The following is a 25,627-nucleotide window of genomic DNA, read 5'->3' on the forward strand; positions in this document are numbered from 1 at the left end:
ACTATTGAGAATATATTGTGTCTAATCCCAATGAAAAAACTGATGAACTAATAACTAGTGACAAGCTGCATAATAAAAACTGCTTTAATTATTTAAGAAATGTTAAGTTGCCCAATTCCCTATTGGAATTAAATCGTTTTCCCCCTGATATTGCTTCAGCCCTCACCTCATTGCACAACCACGAACTCCATATTGTGAACGAATTACCTGATGATCTCACAAGCTATAAAGGGGGTTATGTATATTGCGATAATGACGAAGGTCGAAAGCTCTATTTTATTCAATCAAATGGGAAAGCTGAAGAAGTTAAAATTAAAGATTTTTCTTTATTTATTCAAAACCTTAAAGATATAAATAATAAAAATGCAAAGCAGTTACGGCTTGATGATGGACAGGTTGAATCATTGATTACCTCAAATGGCGGCCACATCCCTTATGATCTCAGTTATCCCTATGCCGATTTGTACTCAAAATTTTTTGGTCACCTCGAGGAAAATATCACCAAGATTTATGATGTTCCTAGACAGAAAATGCATCAAGACGCCGAAGACATCAAAGAATACCTGAAAACTCCCGAAAAGGAGTGGGGTGAACTCTCAGAAATTGAGAAATTCAACAGAAGAACCATTAAAAGAATAAAAGGCAACATTTTACCCTCCTTAGCTGAAATTAATAACAAACAAGGATGTGGCCTTCATTTAATGTCGGAATTACCTGAAGATTTGACCCAATACAAATGGAGCTATATATATTGTAATGATAGTGAAGGCAAAAAACTCTATTTTATTCAGGGAAATGGGCAACCTAAAGAGGTAAATATTAATGATTTTTCCATAATTGATGACTATATCAGGGTGCATAAACAAGAAGACAGTAATCAATTATTTCTCACTAATACGCAAGTTAAAGATTTAATAAATTTGAATGGAGGCCATTCTTTCTCTGATGAAGCCCTTAAATATAAAGTGAGGCGTCTTGAAGAAGAAGTCGAGGCATTGGATGAGTTTATTTATTCACTTTATGCAAATGACAATCACATTTTAGAAGACACATTTGCGAATATTAAAGAAATTACACGTCGGCATACTCCCAGCTCACCAGGTATTAAAGGAGCAATTTCCCGCCATGTGAAAGATAAAGGAGAATCAATAAACCGTGAATCTTACTCTCCAGCTGATGAAGAAACTACAGTGAGAAAAGTTTCCGCATTCCTCTCAGATACGTATAAATCACAACATGGAACCAGTTTATCAACAATACGTCATTACGGATCAAATCAAGACGGTCCTATTGAATATCGTTTCGGAACTCAGGGGCAACGTCATGAAGGTAACGCACGAGTAAGCCCTCTATTTGAACGCTTTTTAAGGGTTGAAGCCCAAAGAGATGAGGTTCAACGAAAGCAAGCTAAGGCTCAAGGAACGACAGAAGAAATCGATGATGATCCCATTACACACATTTATTTTAATTTATTAGGTCGTGATAGGGAGGACATGGAAGGAAAGAAAGAAAAAGCATTAACAGAACAATTGGAAGGACTTGAGTACCAACTGCATGAAGATGGATCTGAAACAGGCCATAAAAATATAGCGGTAATTACTCTTCCTGCTGATAAGGGAATAATGAGTCAACATGCCTATGAGAGCACTGCTTCCAAGCATAAAATCAATGACGTAAAAAATGATTTTTTACGGATTGCGCAGGAACTCCCAGATCTTCATTTGATGCGAGAATTACCAAAAGATCTTACGGTGTATAAGGGAAACTATATATACCTCGATAATGGTCAAAGTAAAAAACTATTTTATGTCCAAACAAATGCTGAGGCAAAAGAAGTAAATATAAAGGATTTCTCTCAATTTGATAGGAACATTGCGAGCATTAATCCATTTGGATCCACTCCAATTCGTCTTAATAATGAGCATGTTAAGAAATTTATCACCGAAAATGGAGGTTTTTCCCCTCCTTTTGAACTAAAAGATTTTCACATCAGTGAAAGGGTTCGTACGAAAATATTTGGTGATAAAAATGGTAGGTTCTCACCGGAGGTGGAATCTCGAATCCTAAACGATTTACTCGAAAAGAGTTTTGAGGAATTAGGGTATTCAGATAAAAAGGAACTATCCGATGCCGAGCGCCAAGCAGTCTGGTTTCATTTTATAAAATATCAACTCACAAATTACATCATTGACTCATTAACACCCAAAAGTATTAACTTTTCATGTAAAGATGCCATTGATCGAGGCGGAGTTGCATCTGCTTATTACAATTTAATTAAATCATTTACCAAAGAAGAAGGTAAAGTAAAAATTCCTATGACCCGCGAAGAATTCGATCAGGCGTTACATGCTGCCCCAACCATGGTGAAAGGCCGCGGGATGAACCATCATTTAAACCTCATCTGGAATGCTGTTGATGCATACGTTAATAAAAATTATGAATCATTAAAAAAAGAGTCTGGTCAACAATGGCTAATCGAATGGAGAGACTTAAATTGTCCTCATGAACGGGTTAAAGGTTTGTTAGAGAGGCGTGTAGGTGAATGCAAAAGGGAACTTGAGGAGAAACACCGAGAAAATCCCGAAGATTTACTCGTTAAACAAGGACTCGATGTTATAACTGAGATTCAAAACCAAACATCGCAGGGAGTGAGTGGGAAACGATTGCTACTGGAAACAGCTATAAGAACAACTTCTATGGCATTAAATCGTGATCAGTTATCGAAAGAAGACTTGGCTCATAATTGCGAGCGTTACAAAGAGCTTCATAATAAACTCTCTATTTATCCGGGGCTACATATTTTAGGTGGTTTAATGAAAAGCTTTGCGGGTGCTATTGTGTATGCTTTAACTCGAGGTAAAGTAGACATACTCTCCAGTGGCTGGGCCACATTTAAAGCAGGATGGGAGTCTGATTCGCGAGCAGCATTACAACGGACAATGGACTACATGAAAAATCAGCTAAGTCCCCCAGAGGATCCCCAAAAAGGAATTCAGGGTAATCCGGACGGGCAAAGCATAAAACAACAAACTGAAGAGCTAGAGAATGGAGAGGACAATAGCAGCACGCTCCCAACTATACCTTAAGGTATTTGCCAACATTCGTGACCGTTAGAAAAAAACGATTGATACTCTAACCCATTTGATTAAAATGCAAATGGGTTTCTTCACTTGGTTAACAAAATTGATTATAGGGAAATAAATTATGGATCTTAAACTCAAAAATAAAACTGCTTTGGTCACTGGCTCAACTGCAGGAATAGGTTTTGCAATAGCACGCATTTTAGCTGATGAGGGTGCAACTGTAATCATTAATGGACGAACTCAGGAGAGAGTAGCTGAGTCAATTCAACATATAAAAGAGAAAAATCCCGAGGCTCATTTGATTGCAGCACCTGCTGACCTAAGTAAAAAAAATGAAGTAGAAGCATTGTTTCAGCAAATTCCTACCGTTGATATTCTTGTTAACAACGCCGGTATTTATAATCCGAAATCTTTTATGGACATCACTGATGAGGAGTGGTTGCAAGTGTTTGAAGTAAACGTAATGAGCGGGGTTCGCTTAAGCCGCCACTATTTGGCTCCTATGCTAAAACAGAATTGGGGCAGAATCATTTTTATTTCCAGTGAATCAGGATTACAAATTCCAAAGGAAATGGTGCATTATGGAATGAGTAAAACTGCACAACTTGCAATCGCCCGCGGTATTGCTGAAAATACATCGGGAACACAGGTTACCGTAAACTCAATCCTGCCTGGCCCTACCCGCAGCGAGGGGGTAAATCAATTTGTAACGGATCTGGGAAAAGAACAAAATAAAACACCACAACAAATAGAGGACGAGATTTTTGAAAGCCTACGTCCCTCCTCTCTCATCAAAAGATTTACTACTCCTGAAGAAATTGCCAATATGGTCGTTTTTTTATGCAGTCCATTATCCTCCGCCACAAACGGAGCCGCAATCAGGGTTGATGGAGGTATTGTACGAACGATTGCCTAATCATGTTTTTTAGAATTAATCATCGCGCCTAAGTGAAATCAAATAACATTTGTAAAGGATTTATCTTGGGCGCGTTATTTAAAGCTACTAAAGTCTTATTTGTGCATTAGGGGCTAAGTGAAATTTTTTATTAGCCTGGACTTAACAACCTATAGAACCAATAAGAGAAATTTTTTCCAGTATCTCATCAATGGGTAACCCCATAACATTGTAAAAAGATCCTTGTATTTCTTTGATAAACGTCTCATGCACATTCTGAATTCCATACCCTCCTGCTTTATCAAAAGGATCTCCTGACTCAATATAACTTTTTATTTGCTGCTCAGTCAGTGAATGAAATGTAATATGGGTTGTCACACAATCAATCCACCATTGTTGGCTTTGTAAAAAAATTAGAGCATAGCCAGTATGGACTTCGTGTGATTTGCCACTAAGCATACTTAACATTCTATATGCATCCGCATAGTCACGTGGTTTTTCCAAAATATGATTCTGATAAGAAACAGTTGTATCTGCTGCGATTATTATATCTGCTGTCCCTTCTTCGATTTGTGAAAAAACAGCTTGGGCTTTTTCTCTTGCCAGGCGGGTTACATAGTTTTTAGCTGCCTCATCTTTTTGTTGAATTTCTTCGATATTGGCAGGCATAACTACTGCAGCCAATCCATGCTCTTTTAATATTTGTAAACGCCTGGGCGAGGCACTGGCTAGAATTACTTTTAATAAATGACTAGGTTTCATTGATTTTACACTTTTATTTAAATTCAATAGTGGTTCTTTTTGTTGAGTTTACTAAAATTAATAATAATTACTCTAATGGATTTGATGGCTCCTCCTATGAAAAAGCTGATAAAAGAAGTGGAAACTGTCGCCATTTTTGATTTTGATGGCACCATTACCTACAGGAATACTACTATTCCTTATTTAAAATTCATTAGTGAAAAAAAATTTTTCTGGAAATTTTTACAAAAAATCCCTCAAGCAGTAGCCTATCAATTTCGGATAATCGATGTTGATAGTTTGAATAATATTATCGTGAAACACTTTTTTAAAGATTTATCTCAAGAATTTCTTTATCAAAGCGGGCAAATTTTTGCTGATTCAATAGTGCCCCGCCTCATTAAAAAAACAGCGATGCAACGGCTGAATTGGCACCTGGAGCAAGGACATTATTGTATACTGGCTACTGCTGCTTACAACATCTATGTCGATTATTGGGGTAAGAATAATGGATTTAACCAAATCGTTTCCACACAAATTGATTTTGATCATCAAGGTAAAGCTACAGGGACATTACGAGGTAAAAGCTGTAATGGCCCCGAAAAACTAAGGCGCGTACTGGAATGCATTGACAACCCACAAAAACTTTATGCATATGGCGACAGTAGTGGGGATAGGGAAATTTTAAATTATGCCACCCATTCCTACTATCGCGAATTTAATTAGACTGTATTAAGCCTTTAAGTCCATTAGGGACGTCACCTTTTTACCCCAATATAGACCGCACATTGTCCCTGCCCTATGTACATTTCAAAATCGGTCTCATAGGTTCTGGAAAAATCTGATTTATTATCAAAATAGTGCCAAATTGCTTGCCATGTTTCGATAATTGCTTGAGGCATGGAACCTGAGTTTTTAAAAACCAGATAATCTCCTTCTTTCACACCTACCGTCTCAAAACCAACAAGCTCCCCTCCAAGAGAAATTTCTACTCCTGCAATTACTGTATAAAAACCGTTATGATCTGATTCATAACCAGAATAAACCCCATACACTGGTGAATCTGGTTTATGGCCCGGTATTTGTGCTGAATAAAACTTTTTCCACAATTGAGCTAATTTTGCTGTTTGGGGATCAAACTCAACGGAATTTTTAGTCCGTTCACTGTATCCCATAACTGTAAAGGCGTTTACTTTGATAAGTTGCGGTGTAATGTGAATCATTATTTCTCCTTCTGGTTTGAGCCATTGAGCCCGCATGGCTGTTGCAATAATTGATTTGTCGTGGTCGCTAAGGGAAATTAAGCCATAACGCAATTGATATCCCCAGCCCTTTTTGTTCCAGGTAAGCTCAAGCTCATCACAAAGGGGTGCAATGGGAATTTCCCGCGCCCTTGCCCATTGGACATTTCGTCTAAAAGGACGAAAAAAATTATCCATTACTACTTGATAAGGTTCATCAGGTTTAACAATCCCTATCGCTGTAAATGATTGCAGCTTGTCCTTTCCTTTGAAAGTATCTGTTGGTGAATAGTAAATGATAAAGTCATTGGGGGTAATTCGCTTTAACGGCGCAAGTTTACCATTGCAAACTTGCATTATTCCCATTTTTTTACTTAAGCGCACATGCTCAGCCGAAGCCACAGCCAACCAATTTTTACTCATGTTCTTGTCATTTTTTTTAATGTAATGGAAGTATACATTTTTATAGTGACAGTTTTTGTCAGTAGGAATCTACTTTAGGCAAGACCAATTTTCTCAATGAGCTTCATAGTATTTGGCGAAAGTTCAAATGAATCCAGATCCAAATCTTCTTTCATATGGTGTTGATTACTTGTACCTGTCAGAGGCAATATCCCGATTTGCATTGCAAATCGAAAGACAATTTGTGGTATTGTTTTCTTGTATTTTCTGGTAAGCGCATGTATTTTTTCAGTGAGCAAATAACCTTGATTTGCGGTAAGTAAAGAAAACCCCTGATAGATTAAACCATTTTTTTTACAAAACTCTCGAACGGGTAAATCCCACTGAGTATTGGCAAAACATCGGTTTTGTACCAAAGCAGGTTTAACAGAAGCCACCCGATAAAGCGTTTCAAGTTGCTCCAGTGTTACATTGGAAATGCCAAGTAATTTGATTTTTTCTTCATTGTATAATTCTTCCATTGCAGACCAAATCTCCAAATCATCTTGCACAATCCCCGAGTTAAAGGAGGGACCATGAAGAATATAGGAGTCAATATAATCGGTTTGTAAATGATTTAGGGAGCTTATAAATGATTGTCTTACCTGGTTTCTATATGAATCCGCTTCATCATAGGGTTTGCGATGGTCTTGACCCAATGCAGGGGTAAATTTTGTTTGTAAAAAAAGAGCCTCACGGTTCTTGCCTGTTGTGTTTAAGTAGTGTTGTATCCCTTCTCCAACGCCCTCTTCAAAATAATGCTTGCGTTGATTTGCTGTATCAATCCCCGCAAACCCACTGGTTAATGCCTGAAAAGTTAGTTCTTGGGTTCTTTCTTCTTTCCAGGCAGTGCCGTATAGAAAGGCCGGGATATGGACGTGATTACATGTGTGTTTGAATACATCCAGCATAAAATTCCCCTAAGAAATAAAAGCATGATTTTATAGTAGCCTTTAAGGAGAATAAATCAATGGGTACCTTATTCTGGTACAAAGAGTACATGGGCAAATCTGCTAGCATATCCATTTGCCACTAATGCGGCTTGTTCAAGGTAGTTTTCTTCCATTTCTTCAAGAGAGATTGGCGGCGCTCAGGATAACCCGTTTCCAGCAAATTTATTTCAACAATACGATCGGTTCGAAAATGGCGGAAATCCTGTCTTAATTCGCACCACGCTATAAGAATGCGCACCTGATCAAAAAAACCCAAAGCCAAGGGCCAAATTGTTCGCGCGGATGAGTTGTCATTTACATCCTGGTAAATTAATTGAAGTTTTTTTTCTAAACGCATCGCTTTTCTAATTAAAATCAAATCAGAATCCTTACTTTCAGCAACTTGACCTGGAGCAATAAGTAGCCCTGGTAGTTCCAGCTGTTCCCGTAATTCATTTGGGAGAACTGCTGCAATTTTAGCCAAAGCATTATGCGCAGCAAATTTAAGTTGAGAATCTGCCCTATCTATAACCCAACGCGATCCGAGTACTATGGCTTCAATTTCATCTACAGTAAACATGAGTGGAGGGAGAGTAAATCCCGGACGTAATACATACCCTATTCCCGCCTCCCCTTCGATCGGAGCCCCTTGTCCTTTTAGTATGGAAATATCCCGATACAAGGTGCGAAGACTAATTCCTAACTCTTGTGCAAGGGCGACACCGCTGACGGGAAACCGGTGACGTCTTAAAATCTGAATTAAATCCAATAGCCGCTCAGTTCGGGACATAATTGATGAAATAGGTAAAAAAATTAATGCTATCTTATTCAAGATATATAGGAAAGCCAACCTATTTAAATTCGTGTTTAAATCCAAAAATTCGACATGGAAGTAAAAATAACTAACTCCATGCTCAATTAATAGTCTCTTAATACTTCTTTGGTACAATTGAAAGCCATGTGTTTAATTAATGCTCATTTTGAGGTATGTAATGGGTAAAAATTCTATCCCCAAAGATATTAGACAAAACGAAATAAATTATATTTGTCGCCTGCTAAATCATAATTTAATTGCCACTACCATGGATTTGGAAGATAAATTTGAGGATCTCATCAATCAAATTAATCAAAATCCAGAGATTTTCAAAGAAAAATACAGTCTGGAACAATGTTTTCAAATCTTAAAAAAAGCAATAGCAGTTTACACTGATCTCTATGCCTATAAAATTACTCTCAAAGAAGAGCTTAAATACAAAATTTTCCAATACGGCAAGAAAAAAAGCCAACTTCAAGCAAATCCAGCTTCAGTTGAAGATGATTTAACCAAAGTAACCAAGAGTTATGATCGTCTTGAGGAATCCTATGAAAAAGAAAAGGACATCCATAAAAGTATTTTACGCGTAGTAAAAGATAAAGAATTTCTTGTTGTTCCTCAGGTGATTATTGGTTCAGGTGATACTGGGACTACAATTTGGCTTGAAAAATTTAAAGATCATCATGGAACCTGTGATGCACAGTTAAGAAAAGATCAGCTCCCTCCAGTGTTAATGATTGGTGAGCATGCAGGTAACTGGAAACATAATTACACGCTTGCACAACCTCATAGCATTCTTGAACGTACAACAGCCAAAGAAAATCCTTCCGCTTATTTATCAACTGATTATTACCAAAAAAACCCTCATGCTAATGGGCGCCACATTTACCAAGCAAATCAAACCAGCCTGGCTTTGACTGAAGCTCCCTGGTTACAAGCCTCTATATTGAGGGTCGAAAAAAAAATCAATCATTTGGCTGACTGGGAAGTCAAGGATCAGGAATATCGCATTGTTGTAAAAACACCTGGCGGCATCAAAACCATTTATACCAACGAATTAAATATCTGTACCGGTCTTGGCCCTGCAAGAAATATACTTGCAGGATCGATGCTTACCCCTATTCAATTCGAACGCTTGAACCAATTTGATCCTAAGAAAAAATTCACACCGATTGTTGATGGCAATCAATTTATTCTGGCACCTACGGAAGAACGCTGTCCCACCCCAAGAAAAATTGTTATTTATGGGGGCGGTGGAACTGCTGCAGCTTGTTATAGAAAAGGGTTTTTCGGACATGATATCCATACGGAACATATGGAGTTTAATGAAAAAAATCAAAAAAATTCGGTGGTTTGGGTAGCAAAACAATTTGATAAAGCCGGTACAGGAAAACTTGCTACAACAGCACTATCCACTGCAAAAAACCGTGACGAATTAATCCAAGCCGAATTGATTGAGATTAATCCCCAATCCGATGGAAAGCTATCGTTAAAATTTAAAACATCAGCCCCAGGTAACAAACCAACATTCGTTGAGATTGCATGTGATCAATTGATTTACTCTGTGGGTCAGGATGACACCCTGACAAGAAGCCTGTTTAAAGAGGTAGAAACGGATCTGGCACTAAATTATGACCACAATAACATGGTATTGAATGTATGCTCTGCTGATAAAAAAGTAATATTCTATGGAGCAGCCGCAATGGCTGTTCGAGAAAAAGAATATATGGAAGCGACCTGGAAATGGCTTCATTCAGAAAATATTGGCGGAGACGTAGGGCCTGGATCAATGCCTCCAACAAGGGCGCAAATTCGATGTGATAATTTTTGGCGTGGTATGCTGCCAACCAGTATTAATGCGAATATGGATAGCCATTACCTCATTGTCAAATACATTGAAAAAGCAGGCATTGATAGTGTAATTGCTACTGCCTTTGTAAAAGATTTGTTGCAAGCGAGAAAATCCAGTACCTGTGGTGCCTCCCATTCCATGATTGTGGAACTTTTGAAAAAATATGAGTTGAATGATGTTCTTGAAATTAAGGGACATGGACATTTGGTTCTAAAAACAATTAGCCCCAATGCTCCACCTAAGCCCAAGCACCAGCTTTTATCCTGGCTAGGCCCCCAAAGAGCAACAGAAGATGCAACAGTTTTTGTCTCATCAACAAAAGCTGAAAAAACATCTAAAGATACTATGGAAAAAAGAGACCCCAATATACAATTAATTGCTGAAATTAGATCATAAGATTTTTCTTATGATCTTTTATGGCATTTATAAATCGGTCAATCAATTCGGAAGAAAACATGAAGTTAGCTCAATTTCTTGAGTTGAACACTCAAGAAGAACATCAGCAAATTAAAATCTTAAGTTTGAAGAAAAATATAGATCCGGATTCTTTTAATCGAACAATAAAAAACTTTGATCAGGAATTGCTGTTAAAGCTTGCAATAGCGAATCCGGAAATCGATAAAATCTGTAAATCGCAGGAATTAGAATCACACTGGGAGGATTTATGGAGGCTTTGTGGTCTTAATCCTAAAGAATATGCGCAAGGAAATGGTAAACCCGTTCATGAATATCAACCGATGTGTACGACCCCCTCTTGTTTTGATTTGTTAAAAGGACTTTATCTTTATGAGACTTACAGGAAGGTTTTAAAGAATAAAGAAGATAAAAGCGAATTCTATAAAGATGCAGAAGAATATTTAGCAACCTCAGGTTTATATGGATGTTATTTTTCTTTAAATGCTTTATGCATGGGTGGTTTTGAGTTATTAAGTCAGGAATTCAATGAGGAAATCGCCAAAAAAATCATTTTTTACGCCCAGATCGCAGCGCAATATTATTTATCACCAGGTTATTTGCTCTTGGCAAACTGCTATCAAGAATTATTAAAATATCAAGACCAAAGCAACTTGACGGGATTAAATTTACGTCTCCTATCATTTAAAGCAATGAGTGTTGCACAAAGGCTGGAATCCTATTCTGGACCCATGCTGAATAATGCTTATCAAGGAAAAACATTATCAGAAGCCAGTAATGGGAAATTATCCAGTTTTTCACAAGCACTATTCCGATTACAAACCTATCTGGGCTTATCCGCAGGTGAGATTGAGATCGCTATGATGGAAGCAAATCATGAAGCAACTCTCATAAAAAGTTCATATCAACTTGAAATTAAATCTTTTGAGGACAATGATACTCCTTCTCCTACATTTCACAGATATTAAAAATAGCATGTTGGAAATTCTATTTTTAAATCAGGGTACAAGCTTGGGTTTCTAAAGATCATTAAGTAGCAATTGGACAAAATAACGAATATGCTAATGAAATTTTAAAATATCATCCCTTAGTGAGATTTAAGGATGTTTCAAAGATGAAAAATGGACTTTTAAAGATCGCTATGAAACTCTTAATCAATGATAGGGGAAAATTCTTTACCTTAATTGTTGGCATAACATTCGCCGTTTTTCTTATGATGCAAATGACTTCCGTTTTTTCCGGAATCATGCAAAGAACTTCTGCAACCATTATTAATATAGGATCTTCTGTTTGGGTCATGGATCCTTCAGTCAATATTCAGACTGATAATATTCCTATGCCGAATTATGTTCTTGACGTAGTAAGGAGTATCAGCGGGGTAAAATATGCGGCACCGCTTTACTCGGGTCAAGGTCTTGTGAAGTTAGGCACAGGAACTTATCAGGCGGCTACAATTATTGGACTGGATGATTCTACATTGCTGGGTAGACCCAAACTGATCGATGGCAATATAAATGCTATTTTTAATAATGATGCATATATAGCCATTAAAGATACCGAATACTCGAAACTGGACAACCCTCAAATAGGTACAACTTTTGAAGTGAATGATCATAGGGCGATCATTATCGCATTAGGTAAAGCCCTGGTGAATGGACTATTTGGCACACCCACATTATACACTACCTATTCGCGTGCCATTTCCGACTTGCCTACAACCCGTTTTACCATTTCTTACATATTGGTGGAACCCAAATCCCCGCAAGATATTCCCTACATTCAGGAGCAAGTTGAAAAATTGGGGTACTCAGCAGTAACTCGCCAGGAATTTATAGACAAAAATAAAAATTATTATCTTTATAAAACAGGCTTAGGGACTAACCTGTTAATTATGACCCTCATCAGTTTCATTGTAGGTCTTTCCATAGCAGGACAAACATTCTACACATTTGTCCTGGAAAACCTTGAGGAGTATGGTGCTTTAAAAGCAATTGGGGCAAAGAAGAATGAACTGATTCAAATGATTTTTTTTCAATCAGGTATTATTGGATTCCTAGGGTACGGGTTTGGCGTTCTTTTATCTTCTGTTTTAATCGCCCTGGCAAAACTCAGGTTGTCTAACTATGCCTCGTTAGTCACTTATCCAAGTTTACTTTTTTCTTTTTTCATGGTCATTGTTATTATTGCTTTCTCAAGTTATTTGGGGATAAGAAAAGTGACGCGTATTGATCCCTTTGATATTTTCAGAGGATAAGTATGATTCTACAGGCTCTTAACTTAACCAAATGGTTTGCTACTGACAACAGTAAAACCTATGCTGTTAAAAATGTCAGTTTTGAACTTGATTTTGGGGAGATGCTCTACATCATTGGCCCATCAGGTTCAGGAAAAACAACCCTGTTGAGTATTATTTCAGGTATCCTTCGCCCTAATGAAGGATATGTGTTAGTCAAAGGAAAAAATATTTGGCAACTGGATGATGATGCATTAGCAGATTTCAGATTGTATTCCTTAGGCTTTGTCTTTCAAGATTTTCATTTATTCCCTAAATTAACGAGTCAAGAGAATGTTGCTATACCGTTAATTCTGAAGAGAACTTCCTGGGATACAGCACTTGAGAAAGCAAAAAATGCTCTGGACATTGTCGGACTAAGTCACCGCATTTCAGTACCACCCTATAAATTAAGTATAGGGGAACAACAACGCATAGCCATTGCCCGGGCAATAATTACAGAGCCAGAGTTACTTATTTTCGACGAGCCCACTGCCTCTTTAGATGGAGAAACCGGGAAACACATTATCACCTTTATCAAGGAAAATATTTTAAATGACAAGCGTGCAATTATTATTGTGACCCATGATAATAGAATTTTTGATTTCGCTACGCGAATCATCACTATGGAAGATGGCAGAATATCGGAAGGTTCTCAATGAAGACAAGAACGTTATTTATCATCGCTTGCCTGGGAATTTTAGCAGGTGTCGCAAGCGTTATCATTTATAACGAAAAAATAAAGCCCGAACATCCTCTAACTGTAAGTTATAACCCCTATGAGAAGGGAATTTATGCTACAGGAATAGTGGAAAGTCATCAGCCTACAGGCCAAAATGTGAATATTTACCCACAAGTCTCTGGGGAAATCACTGCTGTCTTTGCACGGGAGGGAGAACATCTTAAAAGAGGAGAACCGATCTTAAAGCTTGATGATTCAATTCAAAAGGAATTGGTTGCAAAGGATGCAGCTCAAATACGTTACCAACAAGCCAGCCTGATTAACCTGCGGCAACAATTAGAAAAAACCCGGAAATCTTATTTAATTGATACCAAATCAGTAAGTAAAAACGCTCTGGATAATGCAATTAATGCAGTTAGAATTCAAATAGAAAATGTGCAGATAGCAAAAAAACAATACGCGGCCGATTTGGCTCTTCTTGATAAATATACTGTTAGGGCCCCTATTGATGGAGTTATTCTCCGTGTAGGAGTAGCCGTCGGTGATTATGGATCTCCTTTGGGTCGCTTTGATACTTACACCCAAGCCATGTTGCCTGTAATTGAAATGGGTATCACCAAACCCTTTCTCGAAGTTCGCTGTTTTATCGATGAAATTCTGGTTCCTACTCTGCCAAGCTCTTCACATCTGGAAGCAACAATGTTCGTACGCGGCATATCCAATAGAGGAATTCCGCTCGAATTTATTAAAATACAACCGTATCTAATCCCGAACATTCAACTTTCAAATGAGAGGACGGAGCGAGTTGATGTAAGGGTTTTGCCTGTTATCTTCAAATTCACCAAGCCTGAGGATATTAATATTTTTCCGGGACAATTGGTTGACATTTATATTAAAGGAAAAAAATGAACAACATAAAATCATTCTTTTTCCTCTCATTTATCTTAATACTAAGCGGTTGCACTCTCTACCAAAAACCGAAAATTGCTCCTTTGGATGTACCAAAACACTTTAAAACCTCTGTCAAAACCACTGATAAAAGACTTCGAGACGAGTGGTGGAAGAATTTTCATGATGTGAAGTTGAATCAACTGGTGAGTTGGGCAATAAAAGAAAATATTAATTATCAAATTGCAATTAAAAACATTCAGATTTCACAAACCTATATTACCCAAGCAGCCTCTGCATTGTTACCCCAAGTGAATTTGAATTTTGATGCTACGCGAATCAAGCTATCACGGAATGCAATTAATACCTTCGGCACTGCAAATAATTTAGGTTCAACCAATGCATCTTTCCCTTTACGAAATTTTTCGAGTCCTTTTACTTCGATAGAAGGTTTTATTTCAGCCAGCTATGAGCTCGATGTATGGAATCAGATTCATAATAGCGTCAAGCAGGCTAAGGCCAATGCTGTAGTGAGTGCTGCCAATAGCGATGTAGTAAAACTGACTTTAATCAGTAATGTAGTGAATACTTATTTTCAGATTCTTGTTTTAAATACAAATTTAGTCAATTTACGCCAACAAATTTATTTTTCCACCCAGCTTTTAAAATTGACCAGGAGCCAATTTAAGGGGGGGCTTGTTGATGCACAATCTCTTGATGATGTAAAAACTCAAATTGAATCGATAAAAATCAATATAGCCAATCTTGAAAAACAAAAATCAATCCTTTCAAATACAATGGCTTATTTGCTTGGCCAATATCCAGAGCAGTTTCACTTCAAAATCGATAATGTGTTACCCAACAAGGACCTTATAGGATTAATACCAAAAGACATCCCTTCTGCCGTTCTTTGCAGACGCCCTGACATTCGTGAGGCCTTTTATCAAACTGTATCTTATGGTTATCTCCAAAAGCAAAATATAGCTAATTTTTTACCCTCATTTAATTTAACCGGTAATTATGGATTTTCTAGTCCCAATTTAAAAAACTTTCTCTCCAGCGGAAGTATTTTTTGGAATTACGGTACAAATGTCTTGCAACCCCTTTTTGATTTTGGTCTAAGAATGAGCGAGTACAAGCGATCCAAATATCAATTTGAAGCAGCTTTTTTAAATTACAAAAATACGGTAGTTCGTGCGATTGGCGAGGTAGATAATGCTTTATCTTCCTACCAAAAAGATTATATGGCGTTACAAGCTTACCGACATCAATCGTCTCTGCTCAAAGACAAGTTAAGAATTAGTAACGCACAATTCAAAAGCGGACTTTCCGATGAGGGAAGTTACTTAACTATAAGTCTTAGTGCACTCCAGACTGACTATAATCTTGCAAATCAACAATCTCTTGTTCTCCAGGACATTGTGCAAGTTTATAAAACTTTAGGCTTGGGTTTAAAACCAGGACTTCAACCCAACATTGATGGAAAGCATTATGCTAAAAAAAACACATAACTTACATCGCCAACCTATCTTTATTACTTTAATTGTTTGCATTTTCATTCTCGCATTTCCTGCATGCGCCGCCCATAAAGTGGTTAATTTGGAAGTCGGTTATAAAACGGTTCGCTTTAACAACAAACCCGCCAAAGCTATTGCAGTTAACAATCAAATCCCTGCGCCGACATTACATTTTAAAGAAGGGGATCAGGTTTCTATAAATGTATTTAATCGTCTTGATAAAGCAACCGCCATACATTGGCATGGAGTTTTGGTTCCTTGGCAGATGGATGGAGTGGAAGGTGTCTCTCAAACCGAAATACCACCGGGAGGTGTTTTTCATTATCAGTTTACTTTAAAACAATCTGGAACCTATTGGTACCATGCACACTCAGGTCTTGAAGAGCAACAGGGTCTATATGGGGCGTTTTTAATTGATCCCAAAACACCACCCCATTACACCTACACACGGGACTATGTAGTTGTTTTATCGGATTGGATTAACACCAAACCTGAACAGGTTTTAGCTAATCTTAAAAAATCCGGAGATTATTATGCCCCTCGCTTTCCTCTTCAACCATCCTTGATGAAATTTATTCATGATTATAAAAAAGGATCCAAGAAAGAACGCAAAGAGCTTTTAGATGATTATAAAAGCATGCAACAAATGCGTATGGGGATTTATGATATAAGCGATGTTGCATTTGATGCATTTTTAATGAACGGCCATTCTAAAAAAGCTCCCTGGACAGCTGCGGTCAAAGTAGGAGATATTGTACGGCTAAGATTTATTGATGCTGGAAGCAGTACCCTATTTCGTATCAAAATTCCTGGCTCTACAATGAAGGTAGTCCAGGCTGATGGAAATGACATCAAGCCCTATACCGTTAAGGAATTGGCAATTTCACCTGCGGAAACTTATGACGTTTTGGTGAACATTGGAAAAAATAAGCCCTACATAATTTATGCAGGCTCAAGAGATACGCTAGGTGCTGCTTATGGCGCTTTAAAAACCGACCCAGCCCAAAAAGTCAATTATGAGCGGGTCAAACCATTCCCTGAGCCCATTCCCGTTACCAGAGAGATGATGAACATCATGATGGGCGGCATGGTGCATGGCAACTTACCTGAAAACCACAATAAACAAGATAGTGCAAAGGCTAAAGCGCCAATAGGAATGCATTCTATGAAAATGGAGCATCAAATGCATATGGGTAACTCCATGAGCATGCACATGCCCACGGAACCAACGCGATTTAAAGATACCATAGCTTCTTCTAACGCCTCCTTTATGACTTCGCTGGAAACAAAATATCGTGATTTACAAGCAGCCGTTCCTACTAATAACCCAAATAAACCAGTGGAGGGAGTAATAAATTTGGAATTATTTGGATATATGGGACAGTTTATTTGGTTTATTAACGGTGTTCCTGGATATAAAGCCAAACCAATACCATTAAAACCAGGTAAACGGTATCGCTTTGTATTTACGAATACCTCAATGATGCATCATCCCATGCACATTCATGGTCATTGGTTTATTTTACGTACCGGTAAAGCCGCATTTGACCCTTTAAAGCACACCCTTGATATTCCGCCAGGAGCAACAGTAACTGCTGATGTTGATACTGATGCAAGCGGCCAATGGTTTTTCCATTGCCACATGCTTTATCATATGATGGCAGGGATGAACAGGATCTTCCAATATTCGACCATAATCGAAATAGCTGAAGGCAAAATCAAACCCGAAAATACGATAACAAATACTCCTTATTATAACCGCCCTATAATCCGAGTGGATGAAGCAATTAAACCAATTAACTACCATTTAGTGAAACATCCGATGGCTCATGGTGCAGGTTTGTGGTTAGCAACCTTTCTGGATTTAGGCGGGGATCCGATACACAATTCCCAAAGGGTTACCTACAAAGGTATGTATGGTCCTGATTATCATAAACTGCAATTATTTACAAATGATGCAGAAATTTATAAAGGAATCGTTGAAAATGCAGATATTGATATTTTTTACTGGCATTTAATTAGCCAATTCTGGGCTATCAAAGGTGGTGTGAACTATTTCAATCAACCTGCCAATCGACCTTATTGGCAAGCAGGTATCGGCCTTGAGGGGTTAATGCCCTTTTTTATTGATACCAATATTAGAACCTATTTTTATGGTGGAAGCGTCAAATTTGATGTAGAACTTTCGCGAGATACCCAAATTACCAATAATCTTTTAATTCGAACAGGTATTCGAAGTATTCTGGCAACTAAAACTGTAGTTAATGCTCAAATTGGCAGCGGGTTGAATCAAATGCGTTATGCAATAAGGCCTTATTATCGTTTGATTCCGGGGATTAATTTATTTGTTGAATATGAAAATGAATATGATTACGGCGCGTTTAAAAGACTTGAAGATGCAAGCACAGAAACGGATATCTCGAATACTGTTTCTTTAGGATTAACCTTTATTTTTTAAGCCCTGTTTCACAGGGAATTATAAGGGCGAGAAGTAAATTGTCATCGAGTATAACTCGTCAGGCCACTATTTACTCTCCACTACAAAATTAAGTTAAGTTACACTAGCCTGAATTAGGACTATGCATGCTAAAATTGCCTACCACACCAAGGATAATTGCACTCAAAAAAAAGGAAGAATTACTGTTTTTTTTAGGTAAGCTGAGCCTCTTTTTGATTATCACTTCTATTTTTATTCCTTTTTCTCCAAAATTGCCAGCTCCTGGGATAGATCCTTCATGGGCTCTTGGACTAAACCAGGCAGTTGCTCAAGGTTTGGCATTTGGAAAGGACATAATATTCACTCTTGGCCCCTATTCCTCCCTATACACAAAAGCTTATCATCCGGCTACAGATTCTCTAATGATGGCTGGATGTTTTTATTTAGCAATTTCCTATTGGTTTTGCCTTCTTTTTTTGATGAGAAAAACCCGGTGGCTCTGGTTCTTCATGCTTTGCATCCCCTTTTTAGGGATGATTTACGCCCGAGATTCCTTATTTTTTTCTTATCCATTACTTACGGGATTAATAAGCCACCAAATCATCTCGCATGATCGGATCCAACTCTCAAATTCATCCCTATTATCTTTAGTTTTTTTTATTTTTGCCCCTTTTGGTTTACTCGCGCTTATCAAGGGGTCAATGCTTATCCTTTGTCTTCTCGTACTTTTTTTGTGCTTTGTTTTTTTTATCATCAGTAATCAAAAAAAACTGGCCTTAATTTGCCTAATTTCTCCATCCGTATCCATCCTCCTATTTTGGTTAGCAGCAAAACAACCAGTTGCCTCTTTACCTGATTACCTCACAAGCACACTTTGGATAGCCTCCGGCTTTACAGAAGCCATGTCTACTGATGGGAGTATTAGCGAAATCCTTTTATATTTAATGAGTTGCTTATTACTCTTTCTGGTTATTTCTCAGGAGAAACAAACATCAGGTAAAGCTAAACTATTTTTGCTGGGAATTTATTTTGTATTCTTGTTTGTTTCTTTTAAAACAGGATTTACCCGTCATGTGGGCCATGCGTTCATACCAGGGACTTCAGTTTTGCTAGCCACACTGTTTTTAGCTTTTATTACCCAATTCTGGATTAGTGGTCCCCTCATCCTCATTTCATTAAGTAGTTGGTATTTTATTAATAGTCACTACACCAACATTTCAATAAGAAATAACTTTATATCTTCATATTCCTCGGCTTGGCATGGGTTAAAAAACAGAATCCAGGACCCTTCCTGGCTTGAAACGAACTTCATATTTACAATGAACTTCTTGCGTGAACAGGCAGACTTTCCTGTTTTGCAAGGAACAACTGATATTTATTCATACGATCAAACTTACTTGATTTCTTCTCAAAATATTTGGGCTCCACGTCCTGTTTTCCAAAGCTACTCTGTATTTAACCAGGGGTTAGCAGAGGAGAATACAAGACATCTCCAGGGAAAACATAAACCTGATAATATTATTTTTAAAGTAGAGCCTATAGATCAACGCCTGCCTTCTCTGGAAGACGGAGCAAGTTGGCCCTTACTGTTAACTCATTATCAACCTACTCGGCTTGCGAACAATTTTTTATTCCTCCAAAAAAGAGAAATTCCCATTTCATTGAACCAATCAAAATTAAAAAGCGAGACTCACTTTCTTGGTGAACGCGTTGAATTATTGGCAAAAAATAGACTTCTGTTTGCAGAAATTAACATGATACCCAATTTTTGGGGCAAACTGGCAACTCTGCTTTACAAACCACAGCAATTAAAAATTACCTTTACTCTAAACAATGGCGATATCAAACACTATCGGCTCGTCGCAAACATGGCAAAGTCCACATTTCTCGTTTCGCCCCTTATTGAAAACACAACAGAATTTACATTACTTTATAAAAAAACTTCCGAACTCAATGACAATGAAGTTAAATCTTTTGTAATTACGACAAATCACGAAAAAAATTGGAATTGGAATAATTCATATACCATCAACTTGAGGCAAATTGATTATTGAGAAGAGATTACACTAATGCCTTTTCCTCATTTTAAATATGAGATCTTGCTCTCCTGGAGAGAGCAGATTCACTGAACTAAAAACTCAAGATCATTATTTTTCTAATAAATAGCCCTCATCAAGCCAACCCTGCAACCCGGTTTCCAGAGAGTAAACAGCCAAATAGCCCATTTTTTGTAAGTTGTCTGCAACCAGAGCAGAACGAAAACCTCCACTGCAATAAACAATAATCTGTGTATTCAAATCAGATATTTTCTTCTCTATATCACGCTCAATAATTCCCTTACTCAAGTGAATTGCCGTTGGAATAAAACCTGATTCCCACTCATGAACTTCACGCACATCAATGACATACATAGGTTCTTGCCGATGAATTTTTTCCTTTAATATTTTTGGCGTTATTTCCTTAACTCGCTTTTTAGAATCGGTTACTAGCGCTAAAAATCCCTGTGAATGTTGTTTTTTCATTCAATACTCCCAATTATTTTAATGATCCTATTTCTCCATAATTCACACTTATTTTTCATCGGATGCTCATAAATTATCCTCCTGTTTAAATTTAACTTTTTATGGTATAATTATACACAATAAGACCGCGATGCAGTCCTAATGATTTAATTCACTCCGGAGTGTTAATATGAAATCCAAGTTTTTTACGGGTCAACTGTCTAAACATGCACATGGAGGTCAGGGTCGGAGGAATGAATTCCGCAAAAACCAATTTACACGCAAGGTTTTAGACTTTGTTGAACATAAGTGGCATGAAGGAGCCAACCCTTCGATTCCAAAATATTTTCAATCTCTTAAAATAATTACCTCCACCCGTTTTGATATCTTTCCTAATATCGCATCAGGCATAGAAAATAAGGGCAAGGGACGTTCAATTTATAGAGGAATGAGCCTTACCGAATTAATAGATGTATTACGTAACACAAAATTTTTATGCCCCCCCAAACAAAAACAAGATCATTACGATATTGCTGAACATGTCATAGCGAACAATTCATCAAGATATCTTGGCTTTACCCCGGAATTATTGGTCGGGACCACCTATGCAAGTATGAGTAGTATCATACCCAGCAATGGAGCAATCATAGATACCAATGTACCACCTTTTTTTATTAATCCCAAAGAACTAGTTGGAACACATCCTGAATTATTCGAGCGTTACGCTAAACGCAAAGAACGTGACGACATTGCAGTTGAAAGCAGATCCGGTTTTACAGGGATTGACAATGTCATGGAAATTGCTGCACGAAATTCAGAAATTACCATGATTAGGAATTTTGGTAAAACCTATGTCGGTTTAGGGATGCAAGATATAAAAACCATTCATTTATTAACCGTTCCTGGACAAATATTATGGAAATGGACCAGTATAAAAACTCCTTTGCATGAAATAAGTTTTGAAAATCCGGAATATAAACCCAGAGTATGCGCTATTAAAACGGGCTTTGTAGCACATGATAATTATCTTGCAGAGGAATTTGAACTTGTTAATAGACGAAATATTGATATGGGACTCATTCCTCCTGAGGGTCGGGTAATTACTTTACGTGAAGCCAAAAAAATAGCCCGATCAGGCTTGTTGGATGCACTTAATGATGCGTTTGAATGTGATGAAACTTATGTTTTTTCACATGTCCCAAGCTCCATTCCCGTAAACGATATAGAAGGAATCATTGAATATATCAGGGAAACTATTGAAGCACTACCCAATGTAAAACCGGTAAATGAAGGACCTCTGATCGAAGAGATTACAGATGAAGAGCCTCAGCAAAAATCAGACACTGGGCCTGTTATAGAGGAAATTACGGAGGAAGAGCCCAAAGGCCCCAAAACCATGTAAAGGGGTTGAGTAAACACTTTTCTTGTTGTCGATACATTGGGGAGAGATTTCATAAGCACCGCGAGAAATCACTCCCTAACCTTTTTTTCTCTTAATCAATTTTTTTAACTCGGGCCAAAAAGCAATAATTACTATGACCAGAGTAAACAAGATGACCGCTATGACCATTTGAATTATAGGGAATTTCAATTCATCGCGTGCAATAAACCAGCCTGCAATGGATCCGGAAATTACTAAAAGTAATCTTAAGAGCAACTGAAACATAAATAATACTCCGATTAATTTATGTGTTTAACACTAAATTCAATGTATGTTGGGCAATCATATACTCTTCATTAGTAGGAATAACCCCCACAAAAACCTTACTTTGCACCTGACTGATCACAGCCGCATTTCGAAGGTTTGCACTTTCATCCAGTATGACTCCTAGCCAGGCCAAACGTTCACATATGTTTTTTCTAACAGGTGCCGAATGCTCACCTATTCCTGCAGTAAAAATAATTGCATCACAGCCTTGTAAACTACTGGCTAATGCGCACAGTTCTCGTGCTGCTCGATAACAAAATAAATCAATAGCTTCAAGTGCATGGGTTTCTTTACTGGCTTGTAATTCACGCATGTCGCTGCTTATTCCCGAAACACCCAAAAGGCCAGAATTTTTATATAAAAGAGTGTTTAGCTCTTCTATAGATAACTTTTTTTCCTGAAGTAAATACAGAAGGACGCCAGGATCAATCACTCCACACCGTGTTCCCATCATTAAACCATCCAAGGCTGTGAAGCCCATAGAAGTCGTAACACTTTTACCGTGTTCCATGGCACACATACTCGCACCATTCCCCAAGTGAGCAACAATTACTTTTTTATATTTAATTTGTTCCGGTAATACGGAAGCAATGTATTCGTAAGAGATGCCATGGAATCCATAGCGGATAATCCCCTCTTCACTCAATGCCCTAGGTATCGCAAAGAGGGTAGCCAATTTATTTTGGGTTCGATGGAAAGATGTGTCAAAACAAGCTACTTGCAACAGTTCAGGGTAAAGTTTCAAAATGCTTTCGATAATGGCAACATTATGAGGCTGATGAAGTGGCGCCAAAGGATTTAGAGATGAAAGTTTTGCAATGGAATCCCGAGTGATTAAAATAGGAAGTTCGAAAAAACGGCCTCCATGAACTACCCGATGTCCGACTCCTTTTAAAATATAACGAGAGGGTAAATGTTGAATCCAGTCAAATAAATAATTTAACGCCGCATCATACCCTGTTGATGGAATAGATTTCTTAACTATTTGTTTTTGCTGGGCATTGGAGACGGTTATTTGCGGGTTATCAAAAATACTCTCTATTTCCCCATGATAAATTAGAGTTAAAGAAGAAATAAAAAGACTAAACTTAATGCTGGATGAGCCTGCATTAATTACCAGAAGGACTTCATTGGCGTGGTTTGATTTCATTTTTGTCTTCGCGCATACAATAAAGCCATAACACAGGATGCTTTTCGTGAAAGTTCATCGCTTCCTCGACTGGTCAGAATAATAGGAACATGAGCCCCCAGAACCATTCCTGCAGCTTCTATACCTGATAAATAGGTCATTTGCTTGTAAAGCATATTCCCGGATTCAACATCAGGGACTACCAAGATGTCTGCATTACCGGCAACAGGGGAAAAAATGCCTTTTTCACGTGCTGATTCCATGGAAATGGCATTATCAAATGCTAAAGGACCATCTAAAACACCGCCAGTAATCTGACCACGTTCAGCCATTTTGCAAAGCGCCGTAGCGTCCAATGTGGAGGGAATTTTTTCATTTACAGTTTCTACGGCTGAAAGAATAGCAACATTTGGTGTTCCTAATTCCAATGCATGGAATAGATCAATTGCATTTTGCACAATGTCGCACTTCTCTCTTAGGGTAGGAAAAAGATTAATTGCTGCATCAGTTAAAAAAATCGGTTTGGGATAATTAGGCACATCCAGAGAGAACACATGGCTCATACGACGTCCGGTCCGTAAGCCATTTTCTTTGGCAACAATGGGTTTCATCAATTCTTCGGTGTGAATTTTTCCCTTCATTATTGCTTCAACTTTCTTTGTCGCAGCCAGTTTAACTGCTATATCAGCTGCTTCATTGCTATGTTCGGTAGCAATCAGTTCATATGCTGAAATATCAATATTTGCTTCTTTTGCAGCCTGAGAAATTTTTTGTTTTGGTCCAACAAGAACTGGAGTAATTAATCCCTCTTGGGCAGAAGATATTGCCCCCTTAAGTGAGAGGATATCTACTGGGTGGACGACAGCTGTTTTGAGAGGTTTTAATGAATTTTTAGCTTTTATTAAGCGGTGATACCAATGCTCTTGTTTGGGTTTGAGTTCTACCGTGGGCAATTCCACACGTTCTCTTTTGATTTTGGTAGTCGGTGCTATAACGGTTGCAAGCCCTCGAATCACTACTGTCCCATATTGATTCACACATCTACAATCAAGCTCAACGATGTGTTTTTCAGGGAGTTTATTGATTATTTCAAGGGTAACAGTAACTGTATCACCTAATGCAACAGGATGTTCAAATTTTAACGTCTGATCTAAATAAATAGTTCCAGGCCCAGGCAACTCGGTTCCCAGAACAGTAGACAAAAGAGAAGCCCCCCACATCCCATGGGCGATTATTTTATGAAACATATCATTTTTGGCATATTCTGCATCAACGTGTGCAGGATTTACATCTCCAGACATGACTGCAAAGAGATTAATATCTTCCTGGGTTAGTGTGCGTGTGAGACTGGCCGATTCGCCAATTATTAATTCATCAAAGACGTGATTTTCTATATAAGTCATTTATATGCCTGTTAATAAAGGTCTATGCAAAACCTAGAGTCGCTTAAAGCCCCATCCTTGTCTGTATGGGGCCCATTTAGATTACTTTGCCTGTTCTACTTTTATGTCTTTTGATTTGCCTTTTGCTTCTGCTTTTTTAGGTAATTCAACCCATAGCATTCCTTTTTTAAAGGTTGCCTTAGCTTTATCTATATCCACTGTTGAAGGTAAGGATATTGAGCGCTCATATTTACCATAACTGATTTCCCGAGAGAGGTATTTTTTATTATCATTTTTTTTAGATGTTGATTTTTCACCTGTTATCGTAAGCATGCTACCTGTAAAAGATACGTTAATATCTTTTTCATCCATGCCGGGCATTTCCATTTGTATGGTGATATGATCTTTATCTTCAACAACATCCATAGATGGAAGAAGATTTAATTTCTCGAACTGTTCCCAATTTTTGTTAGAGGCAAACATATCATAAAAATCATGAAATGCTCTATCCACTTCCTGCTGCAGACTCAGAAAAGGATGTTGAGAATGCTCCATTGAGAGCGGGTTTCCTTTCTTCCATTTTAATAATGTATTCATATTTTGACTCCGTCCGATATTATATTCCCTTAAACTCATTTAAAATACATCAAAATAAGTTTGATCTACAAAAGTAATTTGTCAAGCAGAATAGTTTTCAT

21 protein-coding genes are annotated in these 25,627 nt (G+C 37.8%); 12 read left to right on the forward strand and 9 right to left on the reverse strand.

Features of this window, described 5'->3' with window-relative positions:
* Positions 1–17 precede the first annotated feature (17 nt).
* Positions 18–3,086, forward strand: a complete 3,069-nt coding sequence (locus tag KYQ_RS04855) for a hypothetical protein (protein ID WP_010653690.1) — start codon at positions 18–20, stop codon at positions 3,084–3,086.
* A gap of 118 nt (positions 3,087–3,204) precedes the next feature.
* Positions 3,205–3,999, forward strand: coding sequence for an SDR family NAD(P)-dependent oxidoreductase (locus KYQ_RS04860; protein WP_010653689.1), 795 nt, complete (start codon positions 3,205–3,207; stop codon positions 3,997–3,999).
* A 141-nt stretch (positions 4,000–4,140) separates the two neighbouring features.
* On the opposite strand, the gene KYQ_RS04865 is transcribed toward KYQ_RS04860, so the two are convergent.
* Positions 4,141–4,740 (reverse strand): Maf family protein, encoded by a 600-nt coding sequence (locus KYQ_RS04865; protein WP_010653688.1) that lies wholly within the window; start codon positions 4,738–4,740, stop codon positions 4,141–4,143.
* Between the two features lie 96 nt (positions 4,741–4,836).
* On the opposite strand from KYQ_RS04865, the gene KYQ_RS04870 reads away from it, so the two are divergent.
* Complete coding sequence (locus KYQ_RS04870; protein ID WP_231294605.1) at positions 4,837–5,445, forward strand: HAD-IB family hydrolase; 609 nt, start codon at positions 4,837–4,839, stop codon at positions 5,443–5,445.
* A 32-nt stretch (positions 5,446–5,477) separates the two neighbouring features.
* On the opposite strand, the gene KYQ_RS04875 is transcribed toward KYQ_RS04870, so the two are convergent.
* From KYQ_RS04875 to KYQ_RS04885, 3 genes are all read right to left on the reverse strand, one after another.
* Positions 5,478–6,383 (reverse strand): effector binding domain-containing protein, encoded by a 906-nt coding sequence (locus tag KYQ_RS04875; protein ID WP_010653686.1) that lies wholly within the window; start codon positions 6,381–6,383, stop codon positions 5,478–5,480.
* Between the two features lie 74 nt (positions 6,384–6,457).
* Entirely contained in the window at positions 6,458–7,312 is an 855-nt protein-coding gene (locus tag KYQ_RS04880) for an aldo/keto reductase family protein (protein WP_010653685.1), read from the reverse strand.
* 121 nt (positions 7,313–7,433) lie between these two features.
* The gene (locus KYQ_RS04885) at positions 7,434–8,123 is read right to left on the reverse strand and encodes a helix-turn-helix transcriptional regulator (protein ID WP_010653684.1); all 690 of its coding nucleotides are present in this window, start codon (positions 8,121–8,123) and stop codon (positions 7,434–7,436) included.
* A gap of 202 nt (positions 8,124–8,325) precedes the next feature.
* On the opposite strand from KYQ_RS04885, the gene KYQ_RS04890 reads away from it, so the two are divergent.
* From KYQ_RS04890 to KYQ_RS04925, 8 genes are all read left to right on the forward strand, one after another.
* Positions 8,326–10,395, forward strand: coding sequence for a hypothetical protein (locus KYQ_RS04890; protein ID WP_010653683.1), 2,070 nt, complete (start codon positions 8,326–8,328; stop codon positions 10,393–10,395).
* A 20-nt stretch (positions 10,396–10,415) separates the two neighbouring features.
* The gene (locus KYQ_RS04895; RefSeq protein ID WP_019349703.1) at positions 10,416–11,381 is read left to right on the forward strand and encodes a DUF5630 domain-containing protein; all 966 of its coding nucleotides are present in this window, start codon (positions 10,416–10,418) and stop codon (positions 11,379–11,381) included.
* Between the two features lie 146 nt (positions 11,382–11,527).
* Entirely contained in the window at positions 11,528–12,667 is a 1,140-nt protein-coding gene (locus tag KYQ_RS04900) for an ABC transporter permease (RefSeq protein ID WP_010653681.1), read from the forward strand.
* 2 nt (positions 12,668–12,669) lie between these two features.
* Positions 12,670–13,347 (forward strand): ABC transporter ATP-binding protein, encoded by a 678-nt coding sequence (locus KYQ_RS04905; protein ID WP_010653680.1) that lies wholly within the window; start codon positions 12,670–12,672, stop codon positions 13,345–13,347.
* Entirely contained in the window at positions 13,344–14,276 is a 933-nt protein-coding gene (locus KYQ_RS04910; RefSeq protein ID WP_010653679.1) for an efflux RND transporter periplasmic adaptor subunit, read from the forward strand. Before KYQ_RS04905 ends, KYQ_RS04910 begins: the two co-directional genes overlap by 4 nt.
* A complete protein-coding gene (locus KYQ_RS04915) occupies positions 14,273–15,766 on the forward strand; it encodes an efflux transporter outer membrane subunit (protein ID WP_010653678.1) in 1,494 nt (497 codons plus the stop codon). Before KYQ_RS04910 ends, KYQ_RS04915 begins: the two co-directional genes overlap by 4 nt.
* Positions 15,747–18,230 (forward strand): multicopper oxidase domain-containing protein, encoded by a 2,484-nt coding sequence (locus tag KYQ_RS04920; RefSeq protein WP_010653677.1) that lies wholly within the window; start codon positions 15,747–15,749, stop codon positions 18,228–18,230. Before KYQ_RS04915 ends, KYQ_RS04920 begins: the two co-directional genes overlap by 20 nt.
* 125 nt (positions 18,231–18,355) lie before the next feature.
* Positions 18,356–20,263, forward strand: a complete 1,908-nt coding sequence (locus KYQ_RS04925; RefSeq protein WP_010653676.1) for a hypothetical protein — start codon at positions 18,356–18,358, stop codon at positions 20,261–20,263.
* A gap of 93 nt (positions 20,264–20,356) precedes the next feature.
* Here KYQ_RS04925 and KYQ_RS04930 read toward each other — a convergent pair whose 3' ends face one another.
* Positions 20,357–20,731 carry a rhodanese-like domain-containing protein gene (locus KYQ_RS04930; protein WP_010653675.1) on the reverse strand — a complete coding sequence of 125 codons (375 nt, stop codon included), beginning with the start codon at positions 20,729–20,731 and terminating at the stop codon, positions 20,357–20,359.
* A gap of 169 nt (positions 20,732–20,900) precedes the next feature.
* Here KYQ_RS04930 and KYQ_RS04935 point away from each other — a divergent pair, with 169 nt between their 5' ends.
* A complete protein-coding gene (locus tag KYQ_RS04935; protein ID WP_010653674.1) occupies positions 20,901–22,112 on the forward strand; it encodes a hypothetical protein in 1,212 nt (403 codons plus the stop codon).
* A 75-nt stretch (positions 22,113–22,187) separates the two neighbouring features.
* Here KYQ_RS04935 and KYQ_RS04940 read toward each other — a convergent pair whose 3' ends face one another.
* The 4 genes from KYQ_RS04940 to KYQ_RS04955 form a co-directional block, all read right to left on the reverse strand.
* Positions 22,188–22,376, reverse strand: coding sequence for a hypothetical protein (locus KYQ_RS04940; protein WP_010653673.1), 189 nt, complete (start codon positions 22,374–22,376; stop codon positions 22,188–22,190).
* A 19-nt stretch (positions 22,377–22,395) separates the two neighbouring features.
* The gene (locus tag KYQ_RS04945; RefSeq protein WP_010653672.1) at positions 22,396–23,568 is read right to left on the reverse strand and encodes an acetate/propionate family kinase; all 1,173 of its coding nucleotides are present in this window, start codon (positions 23,566–23,568) and stop codon (positions 22,396–22,398) included.
* The gene (locus KYQ_RS04950) at positions 23,565–24,950 is read right to left on the reverse strand and encodes a bifunctional enoyl-CoA hydratase/phosphate acetyltransferase (RefSeq protein WP_010653671.1); all 1,386 of its coding nucleotides are present in this window, start codon (positions 24,948–24,950) and stop codon (positions 23,565–23,567) included. Before KYQ_RS04950 ends, KYQ_RS04945 begins: the two co-directional genes overlap by 4 nt.
* A gap of 81 nt (positions 24,951–25,031) precedes the next feature.
* Positions 25,032–25,526: an Hsp20/alpha crystallin family protein gene (locus KYQ_RS04955; RefSeq protein ID WP_010653670.1), complete on the reverse strand. Its 495-nt coding sequence runs from the start codon at positions 25,524–25,526 to the stop codon at positions 25,032–25,034.
* Positions 25,527–25,627 lie beyond the last annotated feature (101 nt).

The sequence above is a fragment of the Fluoribacter dumoffii NY 23 genome (assembly GCF_000236165.1).
Classification (GTDB): Bacteria; Pseudomonadota; Gammaproteobacteria; order Legionellales; family Legionellaceae; genus Legionella; species Legionella dumoffii.

Excerpts from the sequence above, each read along its gene's own strand:
- KYQ_RS04925 (WP_010653676.1), top strand. The coding sequence starts at position 18,356 with ATGCTAAAATTGCCTACCACACCAAGGATAATTGCACTCAAAAAAAAG.
- KYQ_RS04905 (WP_010653680.1), top strand. The coding sequence starts at position 12,670 with ATGATTCTACAGGCTCTTAACTTAACCAAATGGTTTGCTACTGACAAC.
- KYQ_RS04955 (WP_010653670.1), bottom strand. The coding sequence starts at position 25,526 with ATGAATACATTATTAAAATGGAAGAAAGGAAACCCGCTCTCAATGGAG.
- KYQ_RS04880 (WP_010653685.1), bottom strand. The coding sequence starts at position 7,312 with ATGCTGGATGTATTCAAACACACATGTAATCACGTCCATATCCCGGCC.
- KYQ_RS04875 (WP_010653686.1), bottom strand. The coding sequence starts at position 6,383 with ATGAGTAAAAATTGGTTGGCTGTGGCTTCGGCTGAGCATGTGCGCTTA.
- KYQ_RS04945 (WP_010653672.1), bottom strand. The coding sequence starts at position 23,568 with ATGAAATCAAACCACGCCAATGAAGTCCTTCTGGTAATTAATGCAGGC.
- KYQ_RS04865 (WP_010653688.1), bottom strand. The coding sequence starts at position 4,740 with ATGAAACCTAGTCATTTATTAAAAGTAATTCTAGCCAGTGCCTCGCCC.
- KYQ_RS04935 (WP_010653674.1), top strand. The coding sequence starts at position 20,901 with ATGAAATCCAAGTTTTTTACGGGTCAACTGTCTAAACATGCACATGGA.
- KYQ_RS04930 (WP_010653675.1), bottom strand. The coding sequence starts at position 20,731 with ATGAAAAAACAACATTCACAGGGATTTTTAGCGCTAGTAACCGATTCT.
- KYQ_RS04910 (WP_010653679.1), top strand. The coding sequence starts at position 13,344 with ATGAAGACAAGAACGTTATTTATCATCGCTTGCCTGGGAATTTTAGCA.
- KYQ_RS04915 (WP_010653678.1), top strand. The coding sequence starts at position 14,273 with ATGAACAACATAAAATCATTCTTTTTCCTCTCATTTATCTTAATACTA.
- KYQ_RS04895 (WP_019349703.1), top strand. The coding sequence starts at position 10,416 with ATGGCATTTATAAATCGGTCAATCAATTCGGAAGAAAACATGAAGTTA.
- KYQ_RS04920 (WP_010653677.1), top strand. The coding sequence starts at position 15,747 with ATGCTAAAAAAAACACATAACTTACATCGCCAACCTATCTTTATTACT.
- KYQ_RS04870 (WP_231294605.1), top strand. The coding sequence starts at position 4,837 with ATGAAAAAGCTGATAAAAGAAGTGGAAACTGTCGCCATTTTTGATTTT.
- KYQ_RS04860 (WP_010653689.1), top strand. The coding sequence starts at position 3,205 with ATGGATCTTAAACTCAAAAATAAAACTGCTTTGGTCACTGGCTCAACT.
- KYQ_RS04940 (WP_010653673.1), bottom strand. The coding sequence starts at position 22,376 with ATGTTTCAGTTGCTCTTAAGATTACTTTTAGTAATTTCCGGATCCATT.
- KYQ_RS04900 (WP_010653681.1), top strand. The coding sequence starts at position 11,528 with ATGAAAAATGGACTTTTAAAGATCGCTATGAAACTCTTAATCAATGAT.
- KYQ_RS04885 (WP_010653684.1), bottom strand. The coding sequence starts at position 8,123 with ATGTCCCGAACTGAGCGGCTATTGGATTTAATTCAGATTTTAAGACGT.
- KYQ_RS04890 (WP_010653683.1), top strand. The coding sequence starts at position 8,326 with ATGGGTAAAAATTCTATCCCCAAAGATATTAGACAAAACGAAATAAAT.
- KYQ_RS04950 (WP_010653671.1), bottom strand. The coding sequence starts at position 24,950 with ATGACTTATATAGAAAATCACGTCTTTGATGAATTAATAATTGGCGAA.